This window comes from Haloleucobacter albus, assembly GCF_052492075.1.
Map to the genome: position 1 here is coordinate 86,886 of NZ_JBQWAS010000028.1, position 19,211 is coordinate 106,096.

At 63.0% G+C, this 19,211-nt stretch carries 20 protein-coding genes; 7 read left to right on the plus strand and 13 right to left on the minus strand.

The annotated features are described in order from the left end of the window. Positions 1-288: 288 nt before the first annotated feature. Positions 289-1,551, minus strand: a complete 1,263-nt coding sequence (locus tag ACT6QH_RS10360) for a cyclopropane fatty acid synthase (RefSeq protein ID WP_444974751.1) — start codon at positions 1,549-1,551, stop codon at positions 289-291. Positions 1,552-1,909: 358 nt separating this feature from the next. Here ACT6QH_RS10360 and ACT6QH_RS10365 point away from each other — a divergent pair, with 358 nt between their 5' ends. The 3 genes from ACT6QH_RS10365 (at position 1,910) to ACT6QH_RS10375 (ending at position 3,595) form a co-directional block, all read left to right on the plus strand. Continuing rightward, complete coding sequence (locus tag ACT6QH_RS10365; RefSeq protein WP_444974752.1) at positions 1,910-2,491, plus strand: YqaA family protein; 582 nt, start codon at positions 1,910-1,912, stop codon at positions 2,489-2,491. 133 nt (positions 2,492-2,624) lie between these two features. Beyond that, positions 2,625-3,002: a hypothetical protein gene (locus ACT6QH_RS10370; RefSeq protein WP_444974753.1), complete on the plus strand. Its 378-nt coding sequence runs from the start codon at positions 2,625-2,627 to the stop codon at positions 3,000-3,002. A gap of 35 nt (positions 3,003-3,037) precedes the next feature. After that, positions 3,038-3,595, plus strand: coding sequence for a copper chaperone PCu(A)C (locus ACT6QH_RS10375; protein WP_444974754.1), 558 nt, complete (start codon positions 3,038-3,040; stop codon positions 3,593-3,595). A gap of 147 nt (positions 3,596-3,742) precedes the next feature. Here the strand turns inward: ACT6QH_RS10375 and ACT6QH_RS10380 are convergent, their stop codons facing one another. From ACT6QH_RS10380 to ACT6QH_RS10390, 3 genes are all read right to left on the minus strand, one after another. Further along, complete coding sequence (locus ACT6QH_RS10380; protein WP_444974755.1) at positions 3,743-4,456, minus strand: DsbA family protein; 714 nt, start codon at positions 4,454-4,456, stop codon at positions 3,743-3,745. A 242-nt stretch (positions 4,457-4,698) separates the two neighbouring features. After that, positions 4,699-5,223, minus strand: a complete 525-nt coding sequence (locus tag ACT6QH_RS10385) for a DUF721 domain-containing protein (RefSeq protein ID WP_444974756.1) — start codon at positions 5,221-5,223, stop codon at positions 4,699-4,701. Positions 5,224-5,368: 145 nt separating this feature from the next. Then, positions 5,369-5,812: a MerR family transcriptional regulator gene (locus tag ACT6QH_RS10390; RefSeq protein WP_444974757.1), complete on the minus strand. Its 444-nt coding sequence runs from the start codon at positions 5,810-5,812 to the stop codon at positions 5,369-5,371. A 91-nt stretch (positions 5,813-5,903) separates the two neighbouring features. Here ACT6QH_RS10390 and ACT6QH_RS10395 point away from each other — a divergent pair, with 91 nt between their 5' ends. After that, positions 5,904-8,174 (plus strand): heavy metal translocating P-type ATPase, encoded by a 2,271-nt coding sequence (locus ACT6QH_RS10395; protein ID WP_444974758.1) that lies wholly within the window; start codon positions 5,904-5,906, stop codon positions 8,172-8,174. A gap of 63 nt (positions 8,175-8,237) precedes the next feature. On the opposite strand, the gene ACT6QH_RS10400 is transcribed toward ACT6QH_RS10395, so the two are convergent. The 3 genes from ACT6QH_RS10400 to ACT6QH_RS10410 all read right to left on the minus strand — a co-directional run bounded on the left by ACT6QH_RS10400 (position 8,238) and on the right by ACT6QH_RS10410 (position 10,664). After that, complete coding sequence (locus ACT6QH_RS10400; RefSeq protein WP_444974759.1) at positions 8,238-9,023, minus strand: hypothetical protein; 786 nt, start codon at positions 9,021-9,023, stop codon at positions 8,238-8,240. Between the two features lie 115 nt (positions 9,024-9,138). After that, the gene (locus ACT6QH_RS10405; protein WP_444974760.1) at positions 9,139-9,600 is read right to left on the minus strand and encodes a GNAT family N-acetyltransferase; all 462 of its coding nucleotides are present in this window, start codon (positions 9,598-9,600) and stop codon (positions 9,139-9,141) included. Further along, positions 9,597-10,664 (minus strand): alpha/beta hydrolase, encoded by a 1,068-nt coding sequence (locus ACT6QH_RS10410; protein WP_444974761.1) that lies wholly within the window; start codon positions 10,662-10,664, stop codon positions 9,597-9,599. Before ACT6QH_RS10410 ends, ACT6QH_RS10405 begins: the two co-directional genes overlap by 4 nt. A 145-nt stretch (positions 10,665-10,809) precedes the next feature. Between ACT6QH_RS10410 and arfB the strand changes: the two genes are divergently transcribed. Beyond that, on the plus strand, positions 10,810-11,232 hold the full coding sequence (gene arfB, locus ACT6QH_RS10415; RefSeq protein ID WP_444974762.1) for an alternative ribosome rescue aminoacyl-tRNA hydrolase ArfB: 423 nt from the start codon (positions 10,810-10,812) through the stop codon (positions 11,230-11,232). A 26-nt stretch (positions 11,233-11,258) separates the two neighbouring features. Here arfB and recN read toward each other — a convergent pair whose 3' ends face one another. Then, on the minus strand, positions 11,259-12,977 hold the full coding sequence (gene recN / locus ACT6QH_RS10420; RefSeq protein WP_444974763.1) for a DNA repair protein RecN: 1,719 nt from the start codon (positions 12,975-12,977) through the stop codon (positions 11,259-11,261). A 6-nt stretch (positions 12,978-12,983) separates the two neighbouring features. Next, positions 12,984-13,859: an outer membrane protein assembly factor BamD gene (locus tag ACT6QH_RS10425; protein ID WP_444974764.1), complete on the minus strand. Its 876-nt coding sequence runs from the start codon at positions 13,857-13,859 to the stop codon at positions 12,984-12,986. A gap of 416 nt (positions 13,860-14,275) precedes the next feature. On the opposite strand from ACT6QH_RS10425, the gene ACT6QH_RS10430 reads away from it, so the two are divergent. Continuing rightward, positions 14,276-15,154: a uracil-DNA glycosylase gene (locus ACT6QH_RS10430; protein ID WP_444974765.1), complete on the plus strand. Its 879-nt coding sequence runs from the start codon at positions 14,276-14,278 to the stop codon at positions 15,152-15,154. Between the two features lie 39 nt (positions 15,155-15,193). Here the strand turns inward: ACT6QH_RS10430 and ACT6QH_RS10435 are convergent, their stop codons facing one another. The 4 genes from ACT6QH_RS10435 to ACT6QH_RS10450 all read right to left on the minus strand — a co-directional run bounded on the left by ACT6QH_RS10435 (position 15,194) and on the right by ACT6QH_RS10450 (position 18,038). Beyond that, the gene (locus ACT6QH_RS10435) at positions 15,194-15,652 is read right to left on the minus strand and encodes a CYTH domain-containing protein (protein ID WP_444974766.1); all 459 of its coding nucleotides are present in this window, start codon (positions 15,650-15,652) and stop codon (positions 15,194-15,196) included. Positions 15,653-16,017: 365 nt separating this feature from the next. Continuing rightward, the gene (locus ACT6QH_RS10440; protein ID WP_444974767.1) at positions 16,018-16,938 is read right to left on the minus strand and encodes a S49 family peptidase; all 921 of its coding nucleotides are present in this window, start codon (positions 16,936-16,938) and stop codon (positions 16,018-16,020) included. A 69-nt stretch (positions 16,939-17,007) separates the two neighbouring features. Beyond that, positions 17,008-17,781: a tRNA1(Val) (adenine(37)-N6)-methyltransferase gene (locus tag ACT6QH_RS10445; RefSeq protein WP_444974768.1), complete on the minus strand. Its 774-nt coding sequence runs from the start codon at positions 17,779-17,781 to the stop codon at positions 17,008-17,010. Continuing rightward, complete coding sequence (locus ACT6QH_RS10450) at positions 17,781-18,038, minus strand: putative signal transducing protein (RefSeq protein ID WP_444974769.1); 258 nt, start codon at positions 18,036-18,038, stop codon at positions 17,781-17,783. Before ACT6QH_RS10450 ends, ACT6QH_RS10445 begins: the two co-directional genes overlap by 1 nt. 118 nt (positions 18,039-18,156) lie before the next feature. Here ACT6QH_RS10450 and ACT6QH_RS10455 point away from each other — a divergent pair, with 118 nt between their 5' ends. Next, positions 18,157-19,164, plus strand: coding sequence for a polyprenyl synthetase family protein (locus ACT6QH_RS10455; protein WP_444974770.1), 1,008 nt, complete (start codon positions 18,157-18,159; stop codon positions 19,162-19,164). Positions 19,165-19,211: the final 47 nt, after the last annotated feature.

The following is a 19,211-nucleotide window of genomic DNA, read 5'->3' on the forward strand; positions in this document are numbered from 1 at the left end:
CGCGACGATATGCCCATTCATGGCGTGCAAAAAATGCGCAAAATATCGAAGATTTGCACATTTTATTCGCACCTTCCGATGCGGAAATGGCGACTCACCCCTCCTCAAGCGTGCCGACATGCCACTCATTTCAGCATCGTGCGCACATCACTGGCAGATGCAAAGCGCCCCGCCCCCTGCGCCAGATCTGTCAAAGGGCCCGGCAACAAAAAGGGAGGGCGAAGCCATGCTCCCCCTCCCGTTTCAGCGCATCCGCAACCATGAAGGCTCCTCTGGAAAACCGCAGTCCTACTCCCCCGCCAACCGCATGGGGGCCAGCGCCTTCTCCTCCATCGTACGCAAGCGCGTTTCCTCCCGCTCAATATAGTTGCGAGTCAGCGGAACAGCCTCCTGCCGGCGCGCCATCTGGATCTGGAAGACATTCAGCCCCTGATGGCGGAACCCCATCTCACTCCCGGCCAGATAAAACTCCCACATGCGGCAGAAGCGTTCGTCCATAATGTCTCTCGCTTCGTCCCAATGCGCCATGAAGCGTTCCCGCCAAGCTTTCAGCGTTTCCGCATAATGCAGGCGTAGCAATTCGATATCGGTCATCACCAGCCCCGCCCGCTCAATATGGGGCGTGACTTCCGAAAGGGCCGGAATATAGCCGCCTGGAAAAATATATTTGGCGATGAACGGGTTGGTAACGCCCGGCGGGTCCGAGCGACCGATGGAATGCAACACCATCACGCCCTTCTCATCCAGCAGATCATGGATCTTGCGAAAGAATGCGCCATAGTGATCCACGCCGACATGCTCGAACATGCCGACCGAGACGATCCGGTCAAACGGGCCTTTGATGTCGCGATAGTCCTGAAAACGGAAATCCGCCTGGTCGGACAGGCCACCATCCACGGCGCGTGATCTGGCGATAGCCAGTTGCTCCTTCGAGAGCGTGACACCGGTAACCTTCGCCTGTGCAATCCGCGCCAGATACAGCCCCAGCCCTCCCCAGCCGCACCCAATATCCAGCACGCTCATATCTTCACGCTCAAGCACCATCTTGGCTGCCAGATGGCGTTTCTTCGCCAGTTGCGCATCTTCCAGGCTCTGGCCCGGATATTCAAAATAAGCGCAGCTGTACTGGCGGTCTGGATCGAGGAAGAGATCATAGATCTTTCCATCAATATCATAATGATGCGCCACATTGCGCTGGGAGCGTCCACGCGGATTGAACTGATCCACCCGCCGCCAGGCATGGCGCGCCAGCCCCATCAGGCGCCCCATTGTCGATGCAGTGTTAACCCCCGGCTGAGACATCAGCAGGCTCAGCAAGTCCGTGATGGTTGAGCCTTCCTCCATCACCAGCGTGCCGTCCATATAGGCTTCGCCCAGCTTCAGCTCCGGGTCCAGACATATATTCTTTTGCGCGGCATCCGTCATAAAGCGCACGGCAACATGCGGTGCGTCACCATCTCCGACTGTGATCCTCCTGCCCGAAGCCATGGTCACGGTCAGTGATCCATGTTCCATGGCCCGACGCAGAACTTTCTCCAGCAACCGTTCCATCGGCCGCCTCCACAATGTGCAAGTCCGATATCCGGCTCCCGTCCGCCCCTGAGAACAGGCAGAAACCGGGCCCTGTCCATGTCTGGACATGCTTGCGAAAGAAATGGCCGCCTGCTCAGACAGTCGCAGCGCACACCAACCTCCGCAAATTGTATCAAAACACCATCATTGTGCAGCCGCAACAGCAGAAGAGCTTACAAAGGACATTCAGCGTCATAAAATTTCATATAAATACATATGAAATTTGGGAATATCCCGCCAGCCCCTCACAATGACGCAGGAGGGGCACAAACCCGCTTTGACTCCCGCACACACGCAGCTTAATCCGAAGCCATTGCCTCCAGACAAGAAACTCACAATGCTCCGCAAACTTTATGACCGGGTCATCGCCTATTCCGCGAAACCCTCTGCCCCTTGGGCGCTGGCCCTCGTCTCGTTTGCAGAAAGCTCCGTCTTTCCCATTCCGCCGGATGTGCTACAGGTGCCGATGACCCTGGCGCAGCCGCAAAAGGCTTGGCGTTATGCGCTCATCGCCACCATCGCCTCTGTTCTTGGCGGGGTGGTGGGCTATGCCATCGGCGCGCTGCTGTATGACAGTGTGGGCAAATTCCTGATTGATCTGTATGGCTACGGCCAGAAGGTTGGAGCCTTTCAGACCGCATATGACCATTATGGACACTGGGTCATTCTGCTGAAGGGCATCACCCCCATCCCCTACAAGCTGGTGACGATCACCTCCGGCTTCGCCCATTACAATATCTGGTGGTTCCTCGGCCTGTCGCTCATCACGCGCGGGGCGCGCTTCTTCCTGCTGGCCGGCATGCTGCACTATTTCGGCCCCATGGCGCGCGATTTCATCGAGCGGCGGCTGGGGCTGATGACCTTCGGCCTGCTGGGCGTGGTGGTGCTGGGCTTCCTTGCGGCCATCTATCTCATGTGAGAAAGGCGGGGGGCAGCAGAGGCACAGAGCCGCAGCCCTCTTGCTGCCAGCCGCATCTGCCATTAAGCGCAACATTATGGTTGCGCGCCGCATATCTGTTTCAGCCGGGAGAACGCCGGGCCATCAGGCCTCGGTGTTTCGCGCGCTGGCCCTGCGCCTTGCGCTGGCTTACATGCTGGTGGCACAGGGGCTTTTGGGCGGCTTCGCCTCCGGCGCGGCCGCAGCCCCCCTCATGGGAGAGGCTGGCTGGCCCCCGGCCCTGTGCCTTGGCGCAACGCAGGGCCCACCGGCTGACCCGGATGGCAAGCCCCTGCCACCCCACGACAATCGCTGTTGTCTGGCCGGCTGTATAAACGGGCACGCCCCCGCTCTGGCGCAAAGAGGGGCCGCCCCCCTGCCCCTGCCGGAAGCCAGCCTCACCCGACACACCCGCCCTGCGGCAGAAACACAGGCCCATCCGCGCCCGCCCGCAGCCGCCTTTCACCCCAGAGCACCTCCTTCCGCGTCCTGAACCGGCATTCATTCTTTCCATTCAGGAGCGTTCTCATGTTTCAGTTTTCTGTTTCCGGCACGGTCAAGGCCGTCGCCCTTTCCGCCGCCCTCATCCTCACGCCCGCCATTCTTGCACCCGACATTCTTGCACCCGCCATGGCGTCCGAGCACGAGGCCCATGGCCACTCCGGCAGCATGCAGCCTGCGGAACTGAAGATCGGCGATCTCACCCTCACCGCGCCCTGGAGCCGCGCCACGCCGGGCGGGGCCAAGGTGGCTGCCGGCTACATGCAGATCACCAATCACGGCAAGACTGCGGACTGGCTCACCGGCGGCACTTTCTCCCGTTCGGCGCGGGTTGAAATTCATGAAATGGCGATGAAGGACGGCATCATGACCATGCGCCCCCTGAAAGACGGGCTGGAAATTCCTCCGGGCAAAACCGTCACCCTCGCCCCCGGCGGCTATCACATCATGTTTATGGGGCTGCAAAACCCGCTGAAGGAAGGTGAGAATGTGGCCGGCACGCTGGATTTCAAGACCGCAGGCAAGCTGGATGTGACCTATCAGGTGCGCAGCATTGCGGCGGGCCACAAGCATTCCCGGCACTGATGCACGTACGGCCCCCATTCGAGCGGGCTGCCGGTGATGCGAACCATTGAAAACGAAAAGGGCCGGTCCATATGGACCGGCCCTTTTCAATATGCGCGAACCGGCCCGGTACCACGCGGCCAACAAAATGTTGGCCAACGGCAGGGCTCATTCCGCCTTCGGCGCTTCAGCAGGCTTGTCCGCCGTGCCGGAAGCGGCCAGAAGCGGCTCCAGTTCCTTGTCCCATGCCTCCATGCCAATGGCGCCATTCACGCGCTTGCCATTGACAAAGAAGGTGGGCGTGCCGCGCACTTCCAACTCCTTGCTGGCATAGGCGGAACCTGCCTGCACCTTGGCGGCCAGTTCATTATCCGTCAGGCATTTTTCAAAGGCGGCGTCATTCATGCCGGCCTGCTTGGCCACGGCACGCAGACCCGCAGCCGGATCATTGCTGAACGCCCAGCTGCGCTGGGTTTCAAACAGGGCGCTGACGGTAGGAAGATATTTGTCCTCCGGCATGCAGCGCGCCAGCATGAAGCCCGCTGTGGCAACCGGATCAAACGGCATTTCACGGAAGATGAAATACACCTTTCCGGTGTCGATATATTTCGCCTTCAGCTTGGGAAGCACCTCATTGTGAAAATCCGCACAATGGCTACAGGTGAGCGAGGCATATTCCACCACCGTCACCGGCGCCTCCGGGTTGCCCAGCGCGTGCATGCTCAGGGGCGTGGCCGCAGGGGCCATCAGCTTCTCCTGAGAGACGGTTTCGGCCGGGGCCGCCAGAAGCGGCGTGGCCGGCAGCGCAAGAGCTGCCGCAGCAAGGGCAAAAAAGGCGAACAGGCGAGTGCCGGTGCGAACACGGCGACGGATGATGGACATGCGTTTCTCCGAATGATCCCGACACATGAAGACGGATGCAGAAAGACCGGGCGATGAGCCCATGGCCGTTTCAAACGCGCCAGCCCGGTTCGCCTGAGTGCAAAGCGTTGGAACCAGAAGGCTAGAGCATTGTGGCGATTCAGCGAACTGGAAATCACCGCCCTGTGGATGATGCAGCCCGAGAACCTGTTGCTGTGATTTCAGAGCAGGCCCCCGCGCGCGACACTCTCCGGCAGTCCAGCTCAGTTGCTCCCGCCACGCCGTTCCCGCCGCACCAGAGCCCCAAGCCGCGCAAGCGAAGCCGCCAGTTCCTCATCCTCAAAGCGGCCAATCTCCTGGCGCACTTCCTGCACCATGGCCGGCTCCGGCGGGGGCGGCAGGCGGGGGCGCGTGTGGCGGGGTGGAACCGGCCCCTGACGCAGCAGAATGCGCCCCACGCAACGCCAGCCGAAATAGGTATTGATCCGCTCCAGAACCACTGGAATGGCATATTGCATTTCAATGGCATAGGCCCCTGTCACCCGTACCAGAAGGGTGGCGGCGTCACTGCCCTCATGGCGCGGCCATTGCAGCTTCAGCGGCATGGAATGGGGTGCGAGGTCCGGCCCCACAATCTCATCCCAGTGGGTCACCACTTCCACGACGGAAAAACCGGCCTTGCCACACACAGCAGCAATACCCGGCGTAACAAAATCCGCCAGAGGGCGCACGCCACGCCGGCGGCGCGGTGCGGATGAGGCTGATGTAAAGGGCTTGAAAGCGGTCATACGCGGATAAGACTTCCGGGAGAATCACTTGTTCTGGAAGAACAGGAGAAATTGGCGAAAAGGGGAACAGCCTTCTCTTTTCGTCGAATAAAGCGATATTTGGCTCAGGCAGCGCATAAACACCGCCTGCTCCCCCTTTGCTGGCTCACCCTTCTGCCGGCAAGGTGGCGGGGGCGGCATGCTCATGCGTACACAAGGCGTGGTTGCCCAGAACCTCGATCACCCGGCATTCGGCGATGGTACCATGGGCGCAATGCTGCACCATGCGGGCCAACTCATCGCGCAGCGCCGTGAGACGGGCAATGCGCGCCTCCACCTCAACCAGCTGGCGCTGAGCCAACGCATCCGCATCTGCACAGGAGCGAGACGGATCATCCGAGAGGCTGAGCAAATCGCGGATCGCCTCCAGCGGAAAGCCCAGCTCCCGTGCATGGCGTATGAAGCTCAACCTCTCGCGGGCCCTGGCATCATACAGACGCTGGTTGCCCTCGCTACGCTCTGGCGTCGCCAAAAGGCCGATCTGCTCATAATAGCGAATGGTGGGCACCTTCACCCCGGTGGCCCGAGAAAGCTTCCCGATCGTCCACACTGAAACACCCCTTGAACCTATAGTCGCTAGAGACATTAGATATGCTCCCGGTCATCGCAGGCAAGGCCCTGCGGGCGGTGGGAGTGGTGAGATGAACAGGCCGGTCGAAACCCGAGAGTGGACTGTGACAGGCATGGATTGCGGGTCCTGCGCGGAAAAAATCCGCACTGCGGTGGAACGCCTGCCGGGGGTGAGTGATGTGGAGGTCGCGATGATGAGCGAGCGCCTGCGCGCCACTCTGGCCAGCGATGCCGCCAGCCCCGACACCATTGAAAAGGCCGTGCGCAAGCTGGGTTACGATATTGTGCCGCGCAAGGCTGCATCTGTACCCGCCCCCGCTTCCAGCTCCTCCAGCAGCACCTCCTGCTGTGGCGGAGCTTGCGCCGGAAGCGCACCCGCCCATAACCATTCAGATCACGACCATCCCGATCATGCGCATGCGCACACCCACGCGCACAGCCATGATGACCCGGCCGAGCGCGGCCAGAACTGGTATCGCACCCGCAAGGGCACGCTGGTTCTGCTGACAGGCACGCTGCTGGTGGCGGCGTGGGCGGTGGAAGCCATTCTGCCCGGTTTCGGCCTGTGGCCGTTTGTCGCCGCCTGCCTCATCGGCCTTTACCCTGTGGCGCGCAACGCCCTGGCCCTGCTGCGCACCGGGCAACCCTTCTCCATCGAAAGCCTGATGACCATTGCCGCCATCGGCGCACTCTTCATCGGGGCGGCGGAAGAGGCAGCGCTGGTGGTGTTTCTGTTCGCCGTCGGCGAGGTGCTGGAAGGGGTTGCCGCCAACAAGGCGCGCGATGGCATTCGCGCCCTCTCCCGGCTGGTACCCAAGACGGCCCGGCTGGAAACCGCGCAAGGCGTCGAGGAGGTGCCGGCCGAAACACTGGCCATCAATCAGGTGGTGCGTATTGCACCCGGTGATCGCATCCCGGCCGATGGGGTGGTGCTGGATGGCATTTCCGGCGTTGATGAAAGCCCTGTCACGGGGGAGAGCGTGCCGGCGCTGAAGCAGGCGGGCGACACCGTCTTTGCCGGCTCCATCAACAGCGAGGCCCAGTTGCGTGTGCGGGTGACGAAAGCCGCCGCTGACAACACCATCGCCCGCATCATCCGGCTGGTGGAGGAGGCCGAGAGCGCCCGCGCCCCGACCGAGCGTTTCATTGATCGCTTCAGCCGCTGGTACATGCCCGCCGTGGTAGGCATTGCCCTGCTCACCGTGCTCATTCCCCCGCTGCTGTTCGGGCAGGCGTGGGATGTCTGGATCTATCGCGGCCTCGCTCTGCTGCTCATCGGTTGCCCCTGCGCGCTGGTGATCTCGGTTCCCGCCTCCATCGCCTCGGCTCTTTCCACCGGCGCGCGCCATGGCCTGCTGCTGAAGGGTGGCGCTGTGGTGGAAGCCGCCGCCCATGTGCGTCATGTCGCCTTCGACAAGACTGGCACCCTCACGCGCGGTCGCCCGGATGTGACTGATGTGGTGCCCCTTGAGGCAAACGAAGCCGAACTTCTGGCCATCGCCGCCGGTATCGAGGATGGCTCGCGGCACCCGTTGGCAGAGGCCATTTTGCGGCGGGCGCAGATGGACAATATCACCCCCACCCCCATGCACGGCGCGCGCGCCCTGCCCGGACAAGGGGCCGAAGCCCTGCTGGATGATGTGCCCCACTGGGTGGCCAGCCCCGCTTTTGCGGAGGAAAGCGGCGTGCTGGACAAGGAGGCCCTGGCCTGCGCCGAAGCACTGGAAGGACAAGGCAAAACCACGGTCGTGGTGTTTCGCCCCGGCCGCGCTCTCGGCCTTCTGGCGCTGCGTGATGAACCCCGCGATGATTCCGCCGAAGCAGTGCGCCAGCTCAGCAAAATGGGCGTGAGCGCCACCATGCTCACCGGCGATAATCCACGCACGGCGGCGGCCATCGCCGGCACGCTCGGCATGGATTATCGCGCCGGCATGATGCCGGAGGACAAGCTCGTCGCCATTCGCGAACTGGGCAGCCCTTCAGGAAAAGCCGGCGTGATGATGGTGGGGGATGGCATTAATGATGCCCCGGCCCTGCGGCAGGCCACTGTGGGTGTGGCCATGGGCTCCGGCACCGATGTAGCGCTGGAAACCGCGGATGCCGCCATTCTGCGCAACCGCGTGCTGGATGTGCCGGCCAAGATCCGGCTGGCCCGCAAGGCCATGCGCAATATTCACCAGAATGTGGCGCTGGCGCTGGGCTTGAAGGGGGTCTTTCTGGTCACGTCCATTCTCGGCATCACCGGGCTGTGGATCGCCATTCTGGCTGATACCGGCGCAACCGTTCTGGTAACGCTGAATGCCCTGCGCCTGCTGGGCTATAATCCCGGCCGGGAGAACTGAACGGATGTGGGCGCGCCATTGGGGGCGCCCACATCCGCCTTGTGGCCATCACCGGCCGAGAACCTAGCGGTGCTTTTTCCGGTCCTCATCGTCCGTCTCTGAAAGCGGCAGGCTGCCCCGCCCCAGCGCACAGCCGGAAGTTGCCGTGAGGCCATTGGGGGTGCCCCATTCATTTTGCGGCAGATCCGCATATGCGCCGGTGAAAACCTGCTTCTTCATCTCGAATTTCAGCGGCTTTCCCGTCTCCGGGTCCAGGTCTATGATCCAGAAATAATTGTAATTGCTGTCAGACCATGTCTCCGGCACGCCCTCAAGCGCATGAAGTCCGAGAAGATTGTAGAGAGTGACAGACATATCCGCGCTTTTATAATGCGGATGCTTCTCCTGAATGATGCGGGTATTGTCCCACACCACAATCACGGTCTTGCCCTTCCACGCGGCGGAATGGGTCATATCCTCCACGGCCTGTGTGGTGCGCGGACCAAAAGCGCCATACCAGTCTCGCGGGGAGACGCCCCGCACCACGCTGTAATTGATGACCGGCATGGGCCATGAAAGTGCTGTGGGCGAGCTGGTTTCCAGCGTATGCGGGGTAATGGCCAGAATAGCCGCCGGCTGCTCTCCCGGCTTGAACAGGGATTGCGAGGCCCCCTTGCCCAGATATTGCTGCGCCAGCGCATCCGAGCGCCGCTCACCTGTTTCGCACAGTCTGTAGGCGCTCGCTTTTTCTCCATGGCGCAGAAGAATGATGCGCGCAGGCATGGCCCAGGCCTGAAGCGCCGGAGCGACAAAAAACAGCGTCGCCAGCGCCCCCACAACGCTCGTGCGCTTCAGAAGGACGCCTTTCATGCCGCCCGGTTTCTCCCCGGCTCGTGTCTTGTCCTGCATCATTCTCTCCAGCCCCTGTCCTTCACCGGAAAATGAAAGACCCATATGCCACATGGTCACCGGCCGTAACCACCACCTATTGCCGCGCGCTTGTCATGCGGATGACGGGAAAGGGCAGCCCCTCATCATCCTTGTCCTGCCGCCCTGTTTCCACAAAGCCGAGCCGCGCATAAAAGGCCCGCGCGCCGGCATTGGCCTCATACACATTCAGGCTCAGCCCTCCCTTCAGCGCCTGCGCATGGCGCACCAGAGCCGCGCCAATTCCCTGCCCATAGCAGGAGGGATCAACAAACAGCCCTCCGATGAAGGCATCCAGCAGACCAACAAAGCCCAGCAAGACTGCGCCCCGCGCGGCCACAAAGGTTTCGGCCTGCGGCAAATAGACCTCGCCTACCAGCCTCTTCTGCGCCTCAAGCCGCTCTGCTCCAAGAAAAGGGTGCCCCAGCGCAGAGGCCGCATGCCAGATCTCCAGCAACCGCGGCTGATCCTCCGGCCGGTACGGGCGGATGAAGGGCCGCTGCGCAACCTGAAGCGTCACCGCGTCGAGCCTGAGATCGAAGCGCCGGGCGCATGGTCCTTCACATATGTGGTTATGGCCGGCACCAGCCTTGGATCAAGCGGCAGCTTCGGGTCAGTATAGGTGGCATAGGGTGCACCGGGCTGATCCGGTTTCAGCATATGGGTTGCACCGGGCAGAAGGCGGGTTTCGGCCTGCGGCATGGCTGCGCCCAGCATTTCGGCATCTTCCGTGCGCACCTGAATATCATGCGTGCCCTGAAGGATCAGCACCGGCCCTTTCCAGCCCTGCGCAACCCTTGCCGGATCACGGCTGAACAGGTCGATCATGTAACGTTGCAGGCCGGGTGAGAAGAGGCCCTGCAAGGGCGCGGGAATGGTATCCGGCGCGCGGGTTCGGCCAGCCTCCAGATCGGCCACAATGCTGCGCAGCACCGGCATCAGTTGCGTCATGGCCGGGTTGGCCTGCATCTGCTCCACCATCAACTGGCCAATGGGCCGGCCGGGCGCCGCCATGAGGATGAGGCCGCACACCTCACCCGGCGCACCCGTGGCCGCCTCCAGCGCCACCAGCGCCCCTTCCGAATGGCCCGCCAGCCACACGCACGGGGCCAGTTCCTTCGCCTTCCTCGCCCAGCCGCGCACATCATCCGCATAATTGGCGATTGTCACCTGATTGGGGTCGGCAATAGCCTTCTCGCTGCGGAAGAAACCACGCTTGTCGGTGCGCAAGGATGCAATGCCCTGCTGCGCCAGCCCTTCCGCCAGCAAAAGATAGGTGTTGGAAGCCATGCCCATGGCGGGGCTGTTGCCATTGCGGTCTGTCGGGCCGGAACCGGGGATGATGACAACCACATGCTCTGCCCCCGGCACAGTCAGCGCTTCGCCCCCCAGCGGCCCGGCGGGGCCGGAAATTTCAACCGGCAGCCCCTTCATGGCGGACGCATCCGCCCCGGATTGCGCAAAGGCCGGAACAGCCATACCGAAGGAGGCAGCCCCCAAAGAAGACACGCCAAATGCACCGATCAATGCCATGGCCATGAGCCATCTGCGCCCGGAACGGGTGAACACATGCCCGGTTTTCATCTTTCACACCTTCCCTCTCTTTACGGAAGGTGGTGGCACACCAGCACGCCGGTGGCCAGCGCCACCACCTGAAAAGAGATGTTTTTCATCTTCCGTGCCATGGCGCATTGGCGGATGCGCGCGCGGCGCTTATGTTTTCCGCGCCATGATCGAAATCACCAGCCGCATCGCCATCACCGAGCAGGAACTTGAGTTCAGCTTCATCCGCGCAGCCGGGCCGGGCGGGCAGAATGTCAACAAGGTTTCCAGCGCCGTGCAGATGCGCTTCAACATGGCGGCATCACCCCATTTGCCCGAAGGCGTGAAGATGCGCCTGGCCCGCCTCGCCGGCCAGCGGTTGACGCGTGACGGGGTGATCGTGATTCAGGCCCAGCGCTTCCGCAGCCAGGAGCGCAACCGGCAGGACGCCATTGAGCGGCTTGTGGAGCTGATCCGCGCCGCCACCGTGGTGGACCCGCCCCGCCGCCCCACACGGCCCACACGCGGCTCGAAGGAACGACGGCTGGCCGCCAAGAGCCGGCGCGGGCAGATCAAGAATCTGCGCCAGAACAAGCCTTCACTGGATTAGGTGGAAAGCCGCAGCCGCGTCGTGCCTCAATGTTCCGCATTCAAAAGCCGCTCGGCGGCGGCGCGGGCTTCATCAGTCACCGTTGCGCCGGCCAGCATGCGGGCAATCTCCTCCCGGCGGTGCTCCGGTGAAAGCGGGGCCACGCGGGTGACAGTACGCGGGGCGCCTGGATCGTCCACTGTCACGTTTTCCGCCGCGCCTGTGCTTTGCGTTCCCGAGCTCTCCTTGGCGATCAGCAGATGGTGACGCGCACGGGCCGCCACTTGCGGCGCATGGGTCACGCACAGCACCTGTACGGTGTGTGACAGGCGCGCGAGACGCTGGCCAATGGCGTCGGCCACTGCACCACCCACGCCCGTATCAATTTCATCAAAAATCAGCGTGGGTGCAGAACCCTTGTCCGCCAGCACCACCTTCAGCGCCAGCAGGAAGCGGGACAGCTCACCGCCCGATGCCACTTTCATCATCGGGCCGGGACGGCTGCCGGGATTGGTCTGCACCCAGAACTCCACCATATCGCACCCCTCGGCACCGGCCGTTTGCGGATCGGTCGTCACCTGGGTGATGAAGGTGGCATTGCCCAGCTTCAGCGGGCCCAGTTCCAGCGCCACGGCCTTGTCCAGCGCGGCAGCCGCACTGCGGCGAGCCTGGGAAAGATGGGCGGCGGCAGCGTGATAAGCAGCTTCGGCATCCGCAGCCGCCTTGTCCAGCTTCGCCAGCAGGCTCTCGCTCTGGTCCAGCTGCTCCAGTTGCTCACAGAAGCGGGCCGTCACCTTCGGCAGATCATCCACCGGCACGGCATATTTGCGACCAGCCGCGCGCAGGGCGAACAGGCGCTCTTCGATACGCTCCAGCTCTGCGGGCTCGAAGGCGGCCTCATCCAGCGCAGCTTCCAGATGGGCGCGCGCGCTTTCCAGCGCATCCAGCGCCTGATCTATCGCCTCCACCGCCGGACGAATCAGGTTCTGCCCCTCATCTCCCGCCCGGCGCTCCAGGCGGCGCACCGCTGCGGAAAGATTGGGAATGGGCGAAGACCCGCCCCCCACCGCATCCAGCGCCTCGGAAAGATCGCCGGCGATTTTTTCCGCATGCATCATGGCGGTGCGGCGAATGGCGAGATTTTCCTCCTCACCCTCCTCCGGGCCAAGAGCGGTCAGTTCCTCCACGGCATGGCGGATGAAATCAGCCTCGCGGGCGGCTTCTTCCAGCCGTCGCCGCTCACTGCGGGCGGTGTTGTGCGCGCTGCGCCAGGCCCGCCACAACCCTCCGAGCGCAACCACATCCGCATTCAGCCCGGCGAAGGCATCCAGCACGGCGCGATGGGTCGCCGGGTCTACCAGCGCCCGGTCGGCATGCTGGCCGTGAAGTTCGATCAGGCTGGCGCTGATGCGGCGCAGCGTCTGCACATTCACCGGCTGGTCATTGATGCTGGCGCGGGTGCGGCCATCTGCCATCTGCACCCGGCGCAGGATGAGTTCGCCTTCATCCGGCAGGTCTGCTTCGGCCAATGCGGCGTGGGCGGGATGGTCCGCAGCCAGATCGAAGCTCAGTGTCACCTGCCCACGCGGTGCGCCATGGCGCACCAGCCCGCCATCTCCCCGCCCGCCGAGGGCGAGGGAAACAGCGTCCAGCAGAATGGACTTACCCGCGCCCGTCTCGCCTGTCAGGACGGTCAAACCATCCGACAGGGCCAGATCGAGCTTCTCGATAAGGACGATGTCCCGGATCGAGAGCGAGGTCAGCATGTGGCCTCAGCTCCTGCCCCCGGAGAAAGCCTGGCTGATCCAGGAGGATTTGTTCTCCTGCGGCTCCAGCCCGCGGGACTGAACAATCTTGTGGGCTTCCTTGTACCACTTGCTGTCCGGGTAATTGTAACCCAGCACGGCGGCGGAGGTCTGCGCCTCGTTCACCACACCCAGCGCCATATAGGCTTCGGTCAGGCGCATCAGCGCCTCTTCCACCTGCCGCGTGGTCTGGTAGCGGGTCACCACCATCTTGAAGCGATTGATTGCGCCCGTATAGTTGCGCTGCTTCAGATAATAGCGGCCGATCATCATTTCCTTGCCGGCCAGCTGGTCCCGCGCCACCTCGATCTTCTTGCGCGCGGTCGCGGCATATTCCGAATCGGGATAGCGGTTCACCACTTCTTGCAGGGCGTTCAGCGCCTGCTGGGTCTTGCGCTGGTCGCGGGTGATGTCGGGAATGTTCTCGTAAAGGGAGGACGCGACGAGATACTGCGCATAGGCCGCATCTTTCGAGCCGGGATACATGGTGAGATAACGCCGGCCGGAGGTGATGGCCTCGTCGTAATTGCCCGCCTCGAAATTGGAATAGGTGGTCATGAGCAGCGCCTTGCGCGCCCATTCCGAATAGGGGTGGATACGGTCCACATCCTCGAAGCGCTTGGCGGCGGCCTGCGGATCATTCTTGTTCAGGAGGGTCAGGCCCTCATTATAGATCTTCTCGGCCGGCTCATCGGGGATGGCCATGTCGTCCTTGTCGTTGCTGGCACAGCCGCCCAGCATCATGCCGCCAACCAGCAGCACGGCCAACCCCGCCATCAGGCCGGTTCTGCGGCCCTTGCCGCTCCGCCCAGCAGAAGCCCCGTCTGTTCCGATCGCACGCATGTGCTCCGCCTCTTTCATGAATTGCATACCGTCCAGCTTCCATCCCCGCCAAGGCGGTGCAGTTCTAATGCAGGATCGCGAACAAGGGAACCATCAAGCCGCGCGTCCCCCTCCGCCTTTTTCATCCGGCAGGCAGGCGCAAGCCCGCCCTTTCGGGTGAAACCGGCTTTGCCATGGCACAAGCCCGGCTTCAGGCATAGCCGGAAAGTGCGGACAGGGCAGCTTTCCGGCAAGCTTTACCGCGCTATCGCCCCATTCCGTCCGCAATATGGCGCGCGAGCCTATGGGCGAAACATTTACAATTCTTCCGGCCCGCAAAAAATGGCGCGCGCCGCCCATGGCTTCACCCCGGCCCGCGTTCATGCCATAGCAGGGGCACGGGCTGAAGGTAGCCAGCATTTTCCAACCGGGTTCCAATGACGCAGCTTTCCTCCGATGAGTGGTTCGACATTCTCGCCTTCCATGCGGAAGCGGGGGTGGATGTCGCGCTCGCGGATGCGCCCATTGACCGTTTTGCGGAAAGCGCCGCTGAAGCCAGTGCACCCCGGCAGCCCGCAGGGGCTGGCTTGCGCCCGGACACGCCCCCGGCAGCACAAGCCGCCCGGCAAGCGGCAAGCGGAGCCGCTTCTTTTCATGGCGCCCCTGCACCCGCATCGGCGGCTCATTCCGCCGCGCCACATGCACCGGATGAAGCCGCACTGGCCGCCCGTGAAGCCGTGGGCGCAGCGATGGATCTTGATGCGCTGCGCGCCATCATGGAACAGTTCGAGGGCTGTGCGCTCAAACGCACCGCCAGCCGGCTGGTGTTTGCAGATGGCAACCCACAGGCGCGGGTGATGTTTGTGGGTGAAGCCCCCGGTCGCGAGGAAGACCAGCAGGGCCTGCCCTTTGTCGGGCGCGCCGGCCGCCTGCTGGATCTGATGCTGGCCTCCATCGGGCTTGACCGCACCAGCGCCTATATCGCCAATATCGTGCCCTGGCGTCCGCCGGGCAACCGAACCCCAACCCCGCAGGAAACCGCCATCTGTCTGCCCTTCATTCGCCGGCAGATCGAACTGGCCAACCCGGATATCGTGGTTTGCCTCGGCAAACCCTCCGCACAGGCGCTGATGAACAGCACCCAGAGCATCTCCCGCCTGCGCGGGCATTTTGTGGATTATGAAACCGGCACGCGCACCATTCGCGCCATCGCCACGTTCCACCCGGCCTATCTGCTGCGTGCACCTATTGGCAAGCGTCAGGCATGGCAGGATATGCTGGCCGTGGAAGCCGCGCTGAAACAAGGCGCAGAGTAAGCGCGGAACCGCAGGAGAGAATGGGCCTTGCGGCCCACATCAGCCCCCCAGAGGCGCACTCACCAACGCGGAATTACGGTAGCGCGGATCATCCGTCACTTCCTTGCCCACCCATGCCGGAAGAGCCACCTCTTCTTCGGGTGAGACCAGCTCCACCTCGGCCACCACAAGGCCGGTATTGGCGGCTTCAAACACATCCACCGTCCACAGCTTACCGGCATGATCCACGCTGTAACGTGTCTTCTCGATCAGCGGCTTGGCACACATGTCCAGCATGGCGAGGGCATCATCCAGCGGGATCGGATATTCAAACTCCGCGCGGGAAATGCCTTCCGTCTTGCTTTTCACGGTGAGAAAGGCCCGTTCTCCAGCCACGCGGATACGCACCGTCGCCCTGGCTTCACGGGCCAGATAGCCCTGCCGGATATGACAGGCCCGCGCCCCAATTCGCCATTCTTCCGAGATGACGAGAAATTTGCGTTCGACTTCGACAGCCATGGCCTCAACATGCTCTGTGAATTTGACAGTCCTTTTGTGGACCCGTCCAACCCCTCAGGTCCAGCGCCTGAAAGCCCCGTGACCTCGGATTGTTGCCAGAATGCTGAACCATTGTCGGCAAAACAAAAAGATTTGTTCATTCAAATAAAAATGAACACGCCCGCAACAGCGCCTCTGTTCACGAATGAAGAGCGCCTGGAGCGGGCTGGAAAATACAATCCCCATTCTGTCCACAAGCGCGGCAAACTTTAGCACCCGCAATATGATTTGCCGACTTCTCTCCCATTTATCCTCTCGGGAGAGCTTTATTTTGAGAGACTCAGCCGCCACATCATACCGCACGGCACAATTGAGACATGCCGGCGCTACAGGCCCAGGCGCGCCCACAAGGCACGCTCTTCCGCCGCCGCCAGCGCACCAGCAGCCCCCTGCTGCGCCAGATGCTGCGCCCAGCTCCCGGCCTTTCCGGCCACGGCCTCCGGCCGGCGCAGGAAGAAGCGGGAAGGCCCCTCGACCAAGGACAGCTCCACCTTCTCCCCATAGCGCTGGCGCAGCACGGCCCGCACATCTCCCAGCCCATCAACCAGACCCAGGCTGACAGCCTGCGTGCCCAGCCAGAAGGCGCCGGAGAACAGCTCTTCATCCTCCCCTTCCAGCGCATCATCCCGGCGGGCGCGCACCAGCTCGATGAAGACCCCGTGCAATTCCTTCAGCAGCGTATCCAGCCGCGCCACATCTTCCGGCTTCTGGGGGCTGAAAGGGTCCAGCGTGGCCTTGTTCTCCCCGGCCGTATACAGGCGACGCTCAATACCCAGCCGCGTCATCGCCTTGTCGAAGCCGAAGCTGGATGTGACCACACCAATGGAACCAACAATCGAGCAGGGATCAGCGAAGATTTCATCGGCGGCGCAGGCGATCATATAGCCGCCGGAGGCCGCAGCATCCTCGACAAAAGCGAAGACATGCTTCTGCTTTTCTTCTGCCAGCGCCCGGATGCGCCGGTAGATAAGATGGGATTGCACCGGCGAACCGCCCGGCGAGTTGATGAGCAGCGCCACGGCGGGCGCATCCTTCACGGCAAATGCCCTTTCCAGCGCCTTCGCTACGGCTGAAAGAGTGAGCCCCGGCGAGAAGGGCACGCCGACGCCGATGGTGCCAGCAAGACGCACCACCGGAATGGTAACATGCTCACCCCGCAGGCTACGGGGCAGAAGACGGCGCAACGGCCGGCGAAGGGAAGAGAAAAATCCGCTCATATTCCAGATGTAGCGGAAAGGCGCAGGCATTTCACGCACCCTTGCGGCTCACGCACAACTCTGCGTCTCCCGGTTGGAAACGGAGACGCCCATCGCACCTCAATCCGCCAGCCCCAGCCCGCCGCGCAACACCGCCTCTGCACGCGCGGTCTGGCCTCCCTGCTCATCCGCCAGCACAAGGCCCGGCAGAAAGACCGGCGCGGTGCGCCTCTCCTTGCGGGCACGCACCAGAAGGCGCATGGCCGGCGCATCCGCACGCGCATGGACCGGCAAAATCTCGATCGCGCCGAACCGGCCGGACAAGGCTTCGAGTATCATCCCGATAGCTGCGGGGCGATGGATAAGGCACAACATGCCCGCCGGACGCAGGCAACGGCTGGCCGCCGTCACCCACTCATGCAGGAGATTCGACGGAGCCATATGAGCCAGCGCCCGCCCGGCGTGGGGCGAGGTGCGATGGGCCGCCGCCATATTGTAGGGCGGGTTCATCAGCACCAGGTCGGCTTCAGCCGGCTCTGGCGTGGAAGGCCCGCCCGGCCGGGCCAGTTGCGCCACATCGGCGCAGACCACATGACAGCGCTCCGCCATGGCATTGAGCATCACATTGCGCCTGGCCAGGCGCGCCATATCCGGCTCCAGCTCCACCAGTGCCCCTCCGGCCTGCGGGCAGCGTGCAAGAAAGGCCAGCCCCGCACTGCCTACGCCAGCCCCCAGATCCACCATGCGCAGCGCATCAGCCGGTGCGATGGCCGCCAACAGAATCGCATCATGCCCCACACGATGCCCGCGCGCGGCTTGAAGCAGCTTCAGCCGGCCGCCCAGAACATGATCGAGCGTGGTTTCAAAGGGGAGAGGGAAATCGGGTTCCGCCATCACCGCGGCCCATCCCAGAAACCGCTCTTCTCCGCCAGAGGCGGCAGAGCCTCGCCAAAACCTGCCCCCATCAGCAGGCGGCGGGCGCGCACCATATCCTCATCCATCACCATCAGCCGGCGCGGCAGCACCCCGATAGACCCTTCCAGCGCACTGATATGCGCATCCAGCACCAGATGGCCAATGCCCGCCGAGCTCAGGAAAGCCTCGATCGCGCCCAGCAGGACCAGATCATTGGTTCGCAACAATTCGCGCATGCCGCCGTCTTTTCCCGTACAAGGCTATAAATTCCACCCTTCGGGCACCGTTGCCCTTGCGCGGAACCCATAGGCATCCCTATGGTGCGCCCCGAAGAATGACAAGCGGGAGCGTTTCTTGTCCCTCGTCCTTCCGTTCGAGCCCAAGGACCCCTCAATCGAGACGCTGGTGCGCCTCGTGAAGGGGGATATGGAGCGCGTCAATGCCGCCATCCTCGCCCGCACCGGGTCGGATGTGGCCATGATTCCAGAGGTGGCCAACCACCTCATCTCATCTGGCGGCAAGCGGCTGCGGCCCATGCTGACTCTCGCCAGCGCGAACCTGTGCGGCTATGCCGGCGAAGGGCATGTGACCCTCGCCGCCGCCGTGGAATTCATGCACACCGCCACATTGCTGCATGACGATGTGGTGGATGAGAGCGACATGCGGCGCGGCAAACTGGCCGCGCGCAAGCTCTGGGGCAATGAAGCCAGCGTGCTGGTGGGGGACTTCCTGCTGGGTCAGGCCTTCCGCATGATGGTGGAGGTGGGCTCTCTCACCTGTCTGGATATTCTCTCCGGCGCCGCCTGTGTCATCGCCGAGGGCGAAGTGATGCAGCTGGCCGCCGCCAAGAACATGAACACCACGGAAGAGCAGTATCTGGCCATCATCCGCGGCAAGACGGCGGAACTGTTCGCCGCAGCCTGCGAAGTGGGCGCGGTGCTCGCCGCCCGTCCACAGGCCGAGCAGCGGGCCTGCCGAGACTATGGCATGGATCTCGGCATCGCCTTCCAGCTGGTGGATGACGCGCTGGACTATGGCGGAAGTCAGGACAAGCTGGGCAAGAATCTCGGCGATGATTTCCGCGAAGGCAAAATCACCATGCCGGTGCTTCTGGCCTTCCAGCGCGGCGATGAGGTAGAGCAGGCATTCTGGCGCACATGCCTTGAAAAGGGCGAAGCCAGCGATGCCGATCTCGCCCGCGCAATCGCCCTGCTGCACAGCCGCAACGCCATTGCCGATACGGTGGAGCGCGCCCGCCACTATGGTGGCAGGGCCAAGGCCGCACTTGATATCTTCCCGGACAATCCCGCACGGGCGGCACTGGCCGAGGCGGTGGATTTCTGCCTCTCCCGCGCGCACTGAGCTACAAACGCCAGCCCAACAGATGAAAGCCCGGCTTCATGCCGGGC

Bases quoted from the DNA above. Each gene is read 5' to 3' on its own strand.
- ACT6QH_RS10365 (WP_444974752.1), top strand. From the start codon at position 1,910: ATGCTCCGCAAACTTTATGACCGGGTCATCGCCTATTCCGCGAAACCC.
- ACT6QH_RS10395 (WP_444974758.1), top strand. From the start codon at position 5,904: ATGAACAGGCCGGTCGAAACCCGAGAGTGGACTGTGACAGGCATGGAT.
- ACT6QH_RS10385 (WP_444974756.1), bottom strand. From the start codon at position 5,223: ATGACCGCTTTCAAGCCCTTTACATCAGCCTCATCCGCACCGCGCCGC.
- ACT6QH_RS10445 (WP_444974768.1), bottom strand. From the start codon at position 17,781: ATGGCGGAACCCGATTTCCCTCTCCCCTTTGAAACCACGCTCGATCAT.
- ACT6QH_RS10430 (WP_444974765.1), top strand. From the start codon at position 14,276: ATGACGCAGCTTTCCTCCGATGAGTGGTTCGACATTCTCGCCTTCCAT.
- arfB (WP_444974762.1), top strand. From the start codon at position 10,810: ATGATCGAAATCACCAGCCGCATCGCCATCACCGAGCAGGAACTTGAG.
- ACT6QH_RS10425 (WP_444974764.1), bottom strand. From the start codon at position 13,859: ATGCGTGCGATCGGAACAGACGGGGCTTCTGCTGGGCGGAGCGGCAAG.
- ACT6QH_RS10400 (WP_444974759.1), bottom strand. From the start codon at position 9,023: ATGAAAGGCGTCCTTCTGAAGCGCACGAGCGTTGTGGGGGCGCTGGCG.
- ACT6QH_RS10450 (WP_444974769.1), bottom strand. From the start codon at position 18,038: ATGCGCGAATTGTTGCGAACCAATGATCTGGTCCTGCTGGGCGCGATC.
- ACT6QH_RS10435 (WP_444974766.1), bottom strand. From the start codon at position 15,652: ATGGCTGTCGAAGTCGAACGCAAATTTCTCGTCATCTCGGAAGAATGG.
- ACT6QH_RS10375 (WP_444974754.1), top strand. From the start codon at position 3,038: ATGTTTCAGTTTTCTGTTTCCGGCACGGTCAAGGCCGTCGCCCTTTCC.
- ACT6QH_RS10440 (WP_444974767.1), bottom strand. From the start codon at position 16,938: ATGCCTGCGCCTTTCCGCTACATCTGGAATATGAGCGGATTTTTCTCT.
- ACT6QH_RS10380 (WP_444974755.1), bottom strand. From the start codon at position 4,456: ATGTCCATCATCCGTCGCCGTGTTCGCACCGGCACTCGCCTGTTCGCC.
- recN (WP_444974763.1), bottom strand. From the start codon at position 12,977: ATGCTGACCTCGCTCTCGATCCGGGACATCGTCCTTATCGAGAAGCTC.
- ACT6QH_RS10410 (WP_444974761.1), bottom strand. From the start codon at position 10,664: ATGAAAACCGGGCATGTGTTCACCCGTTCCGGGCGCAGATGGCTCATG.
- ACT6QH_RS10360 (WP_444974751.1), bottom strand. From the start codon at position 1,551: ATGGAACGGTTGCTGGAGAAAGTTCTGCGTCGGGCCATGGAACATGGA.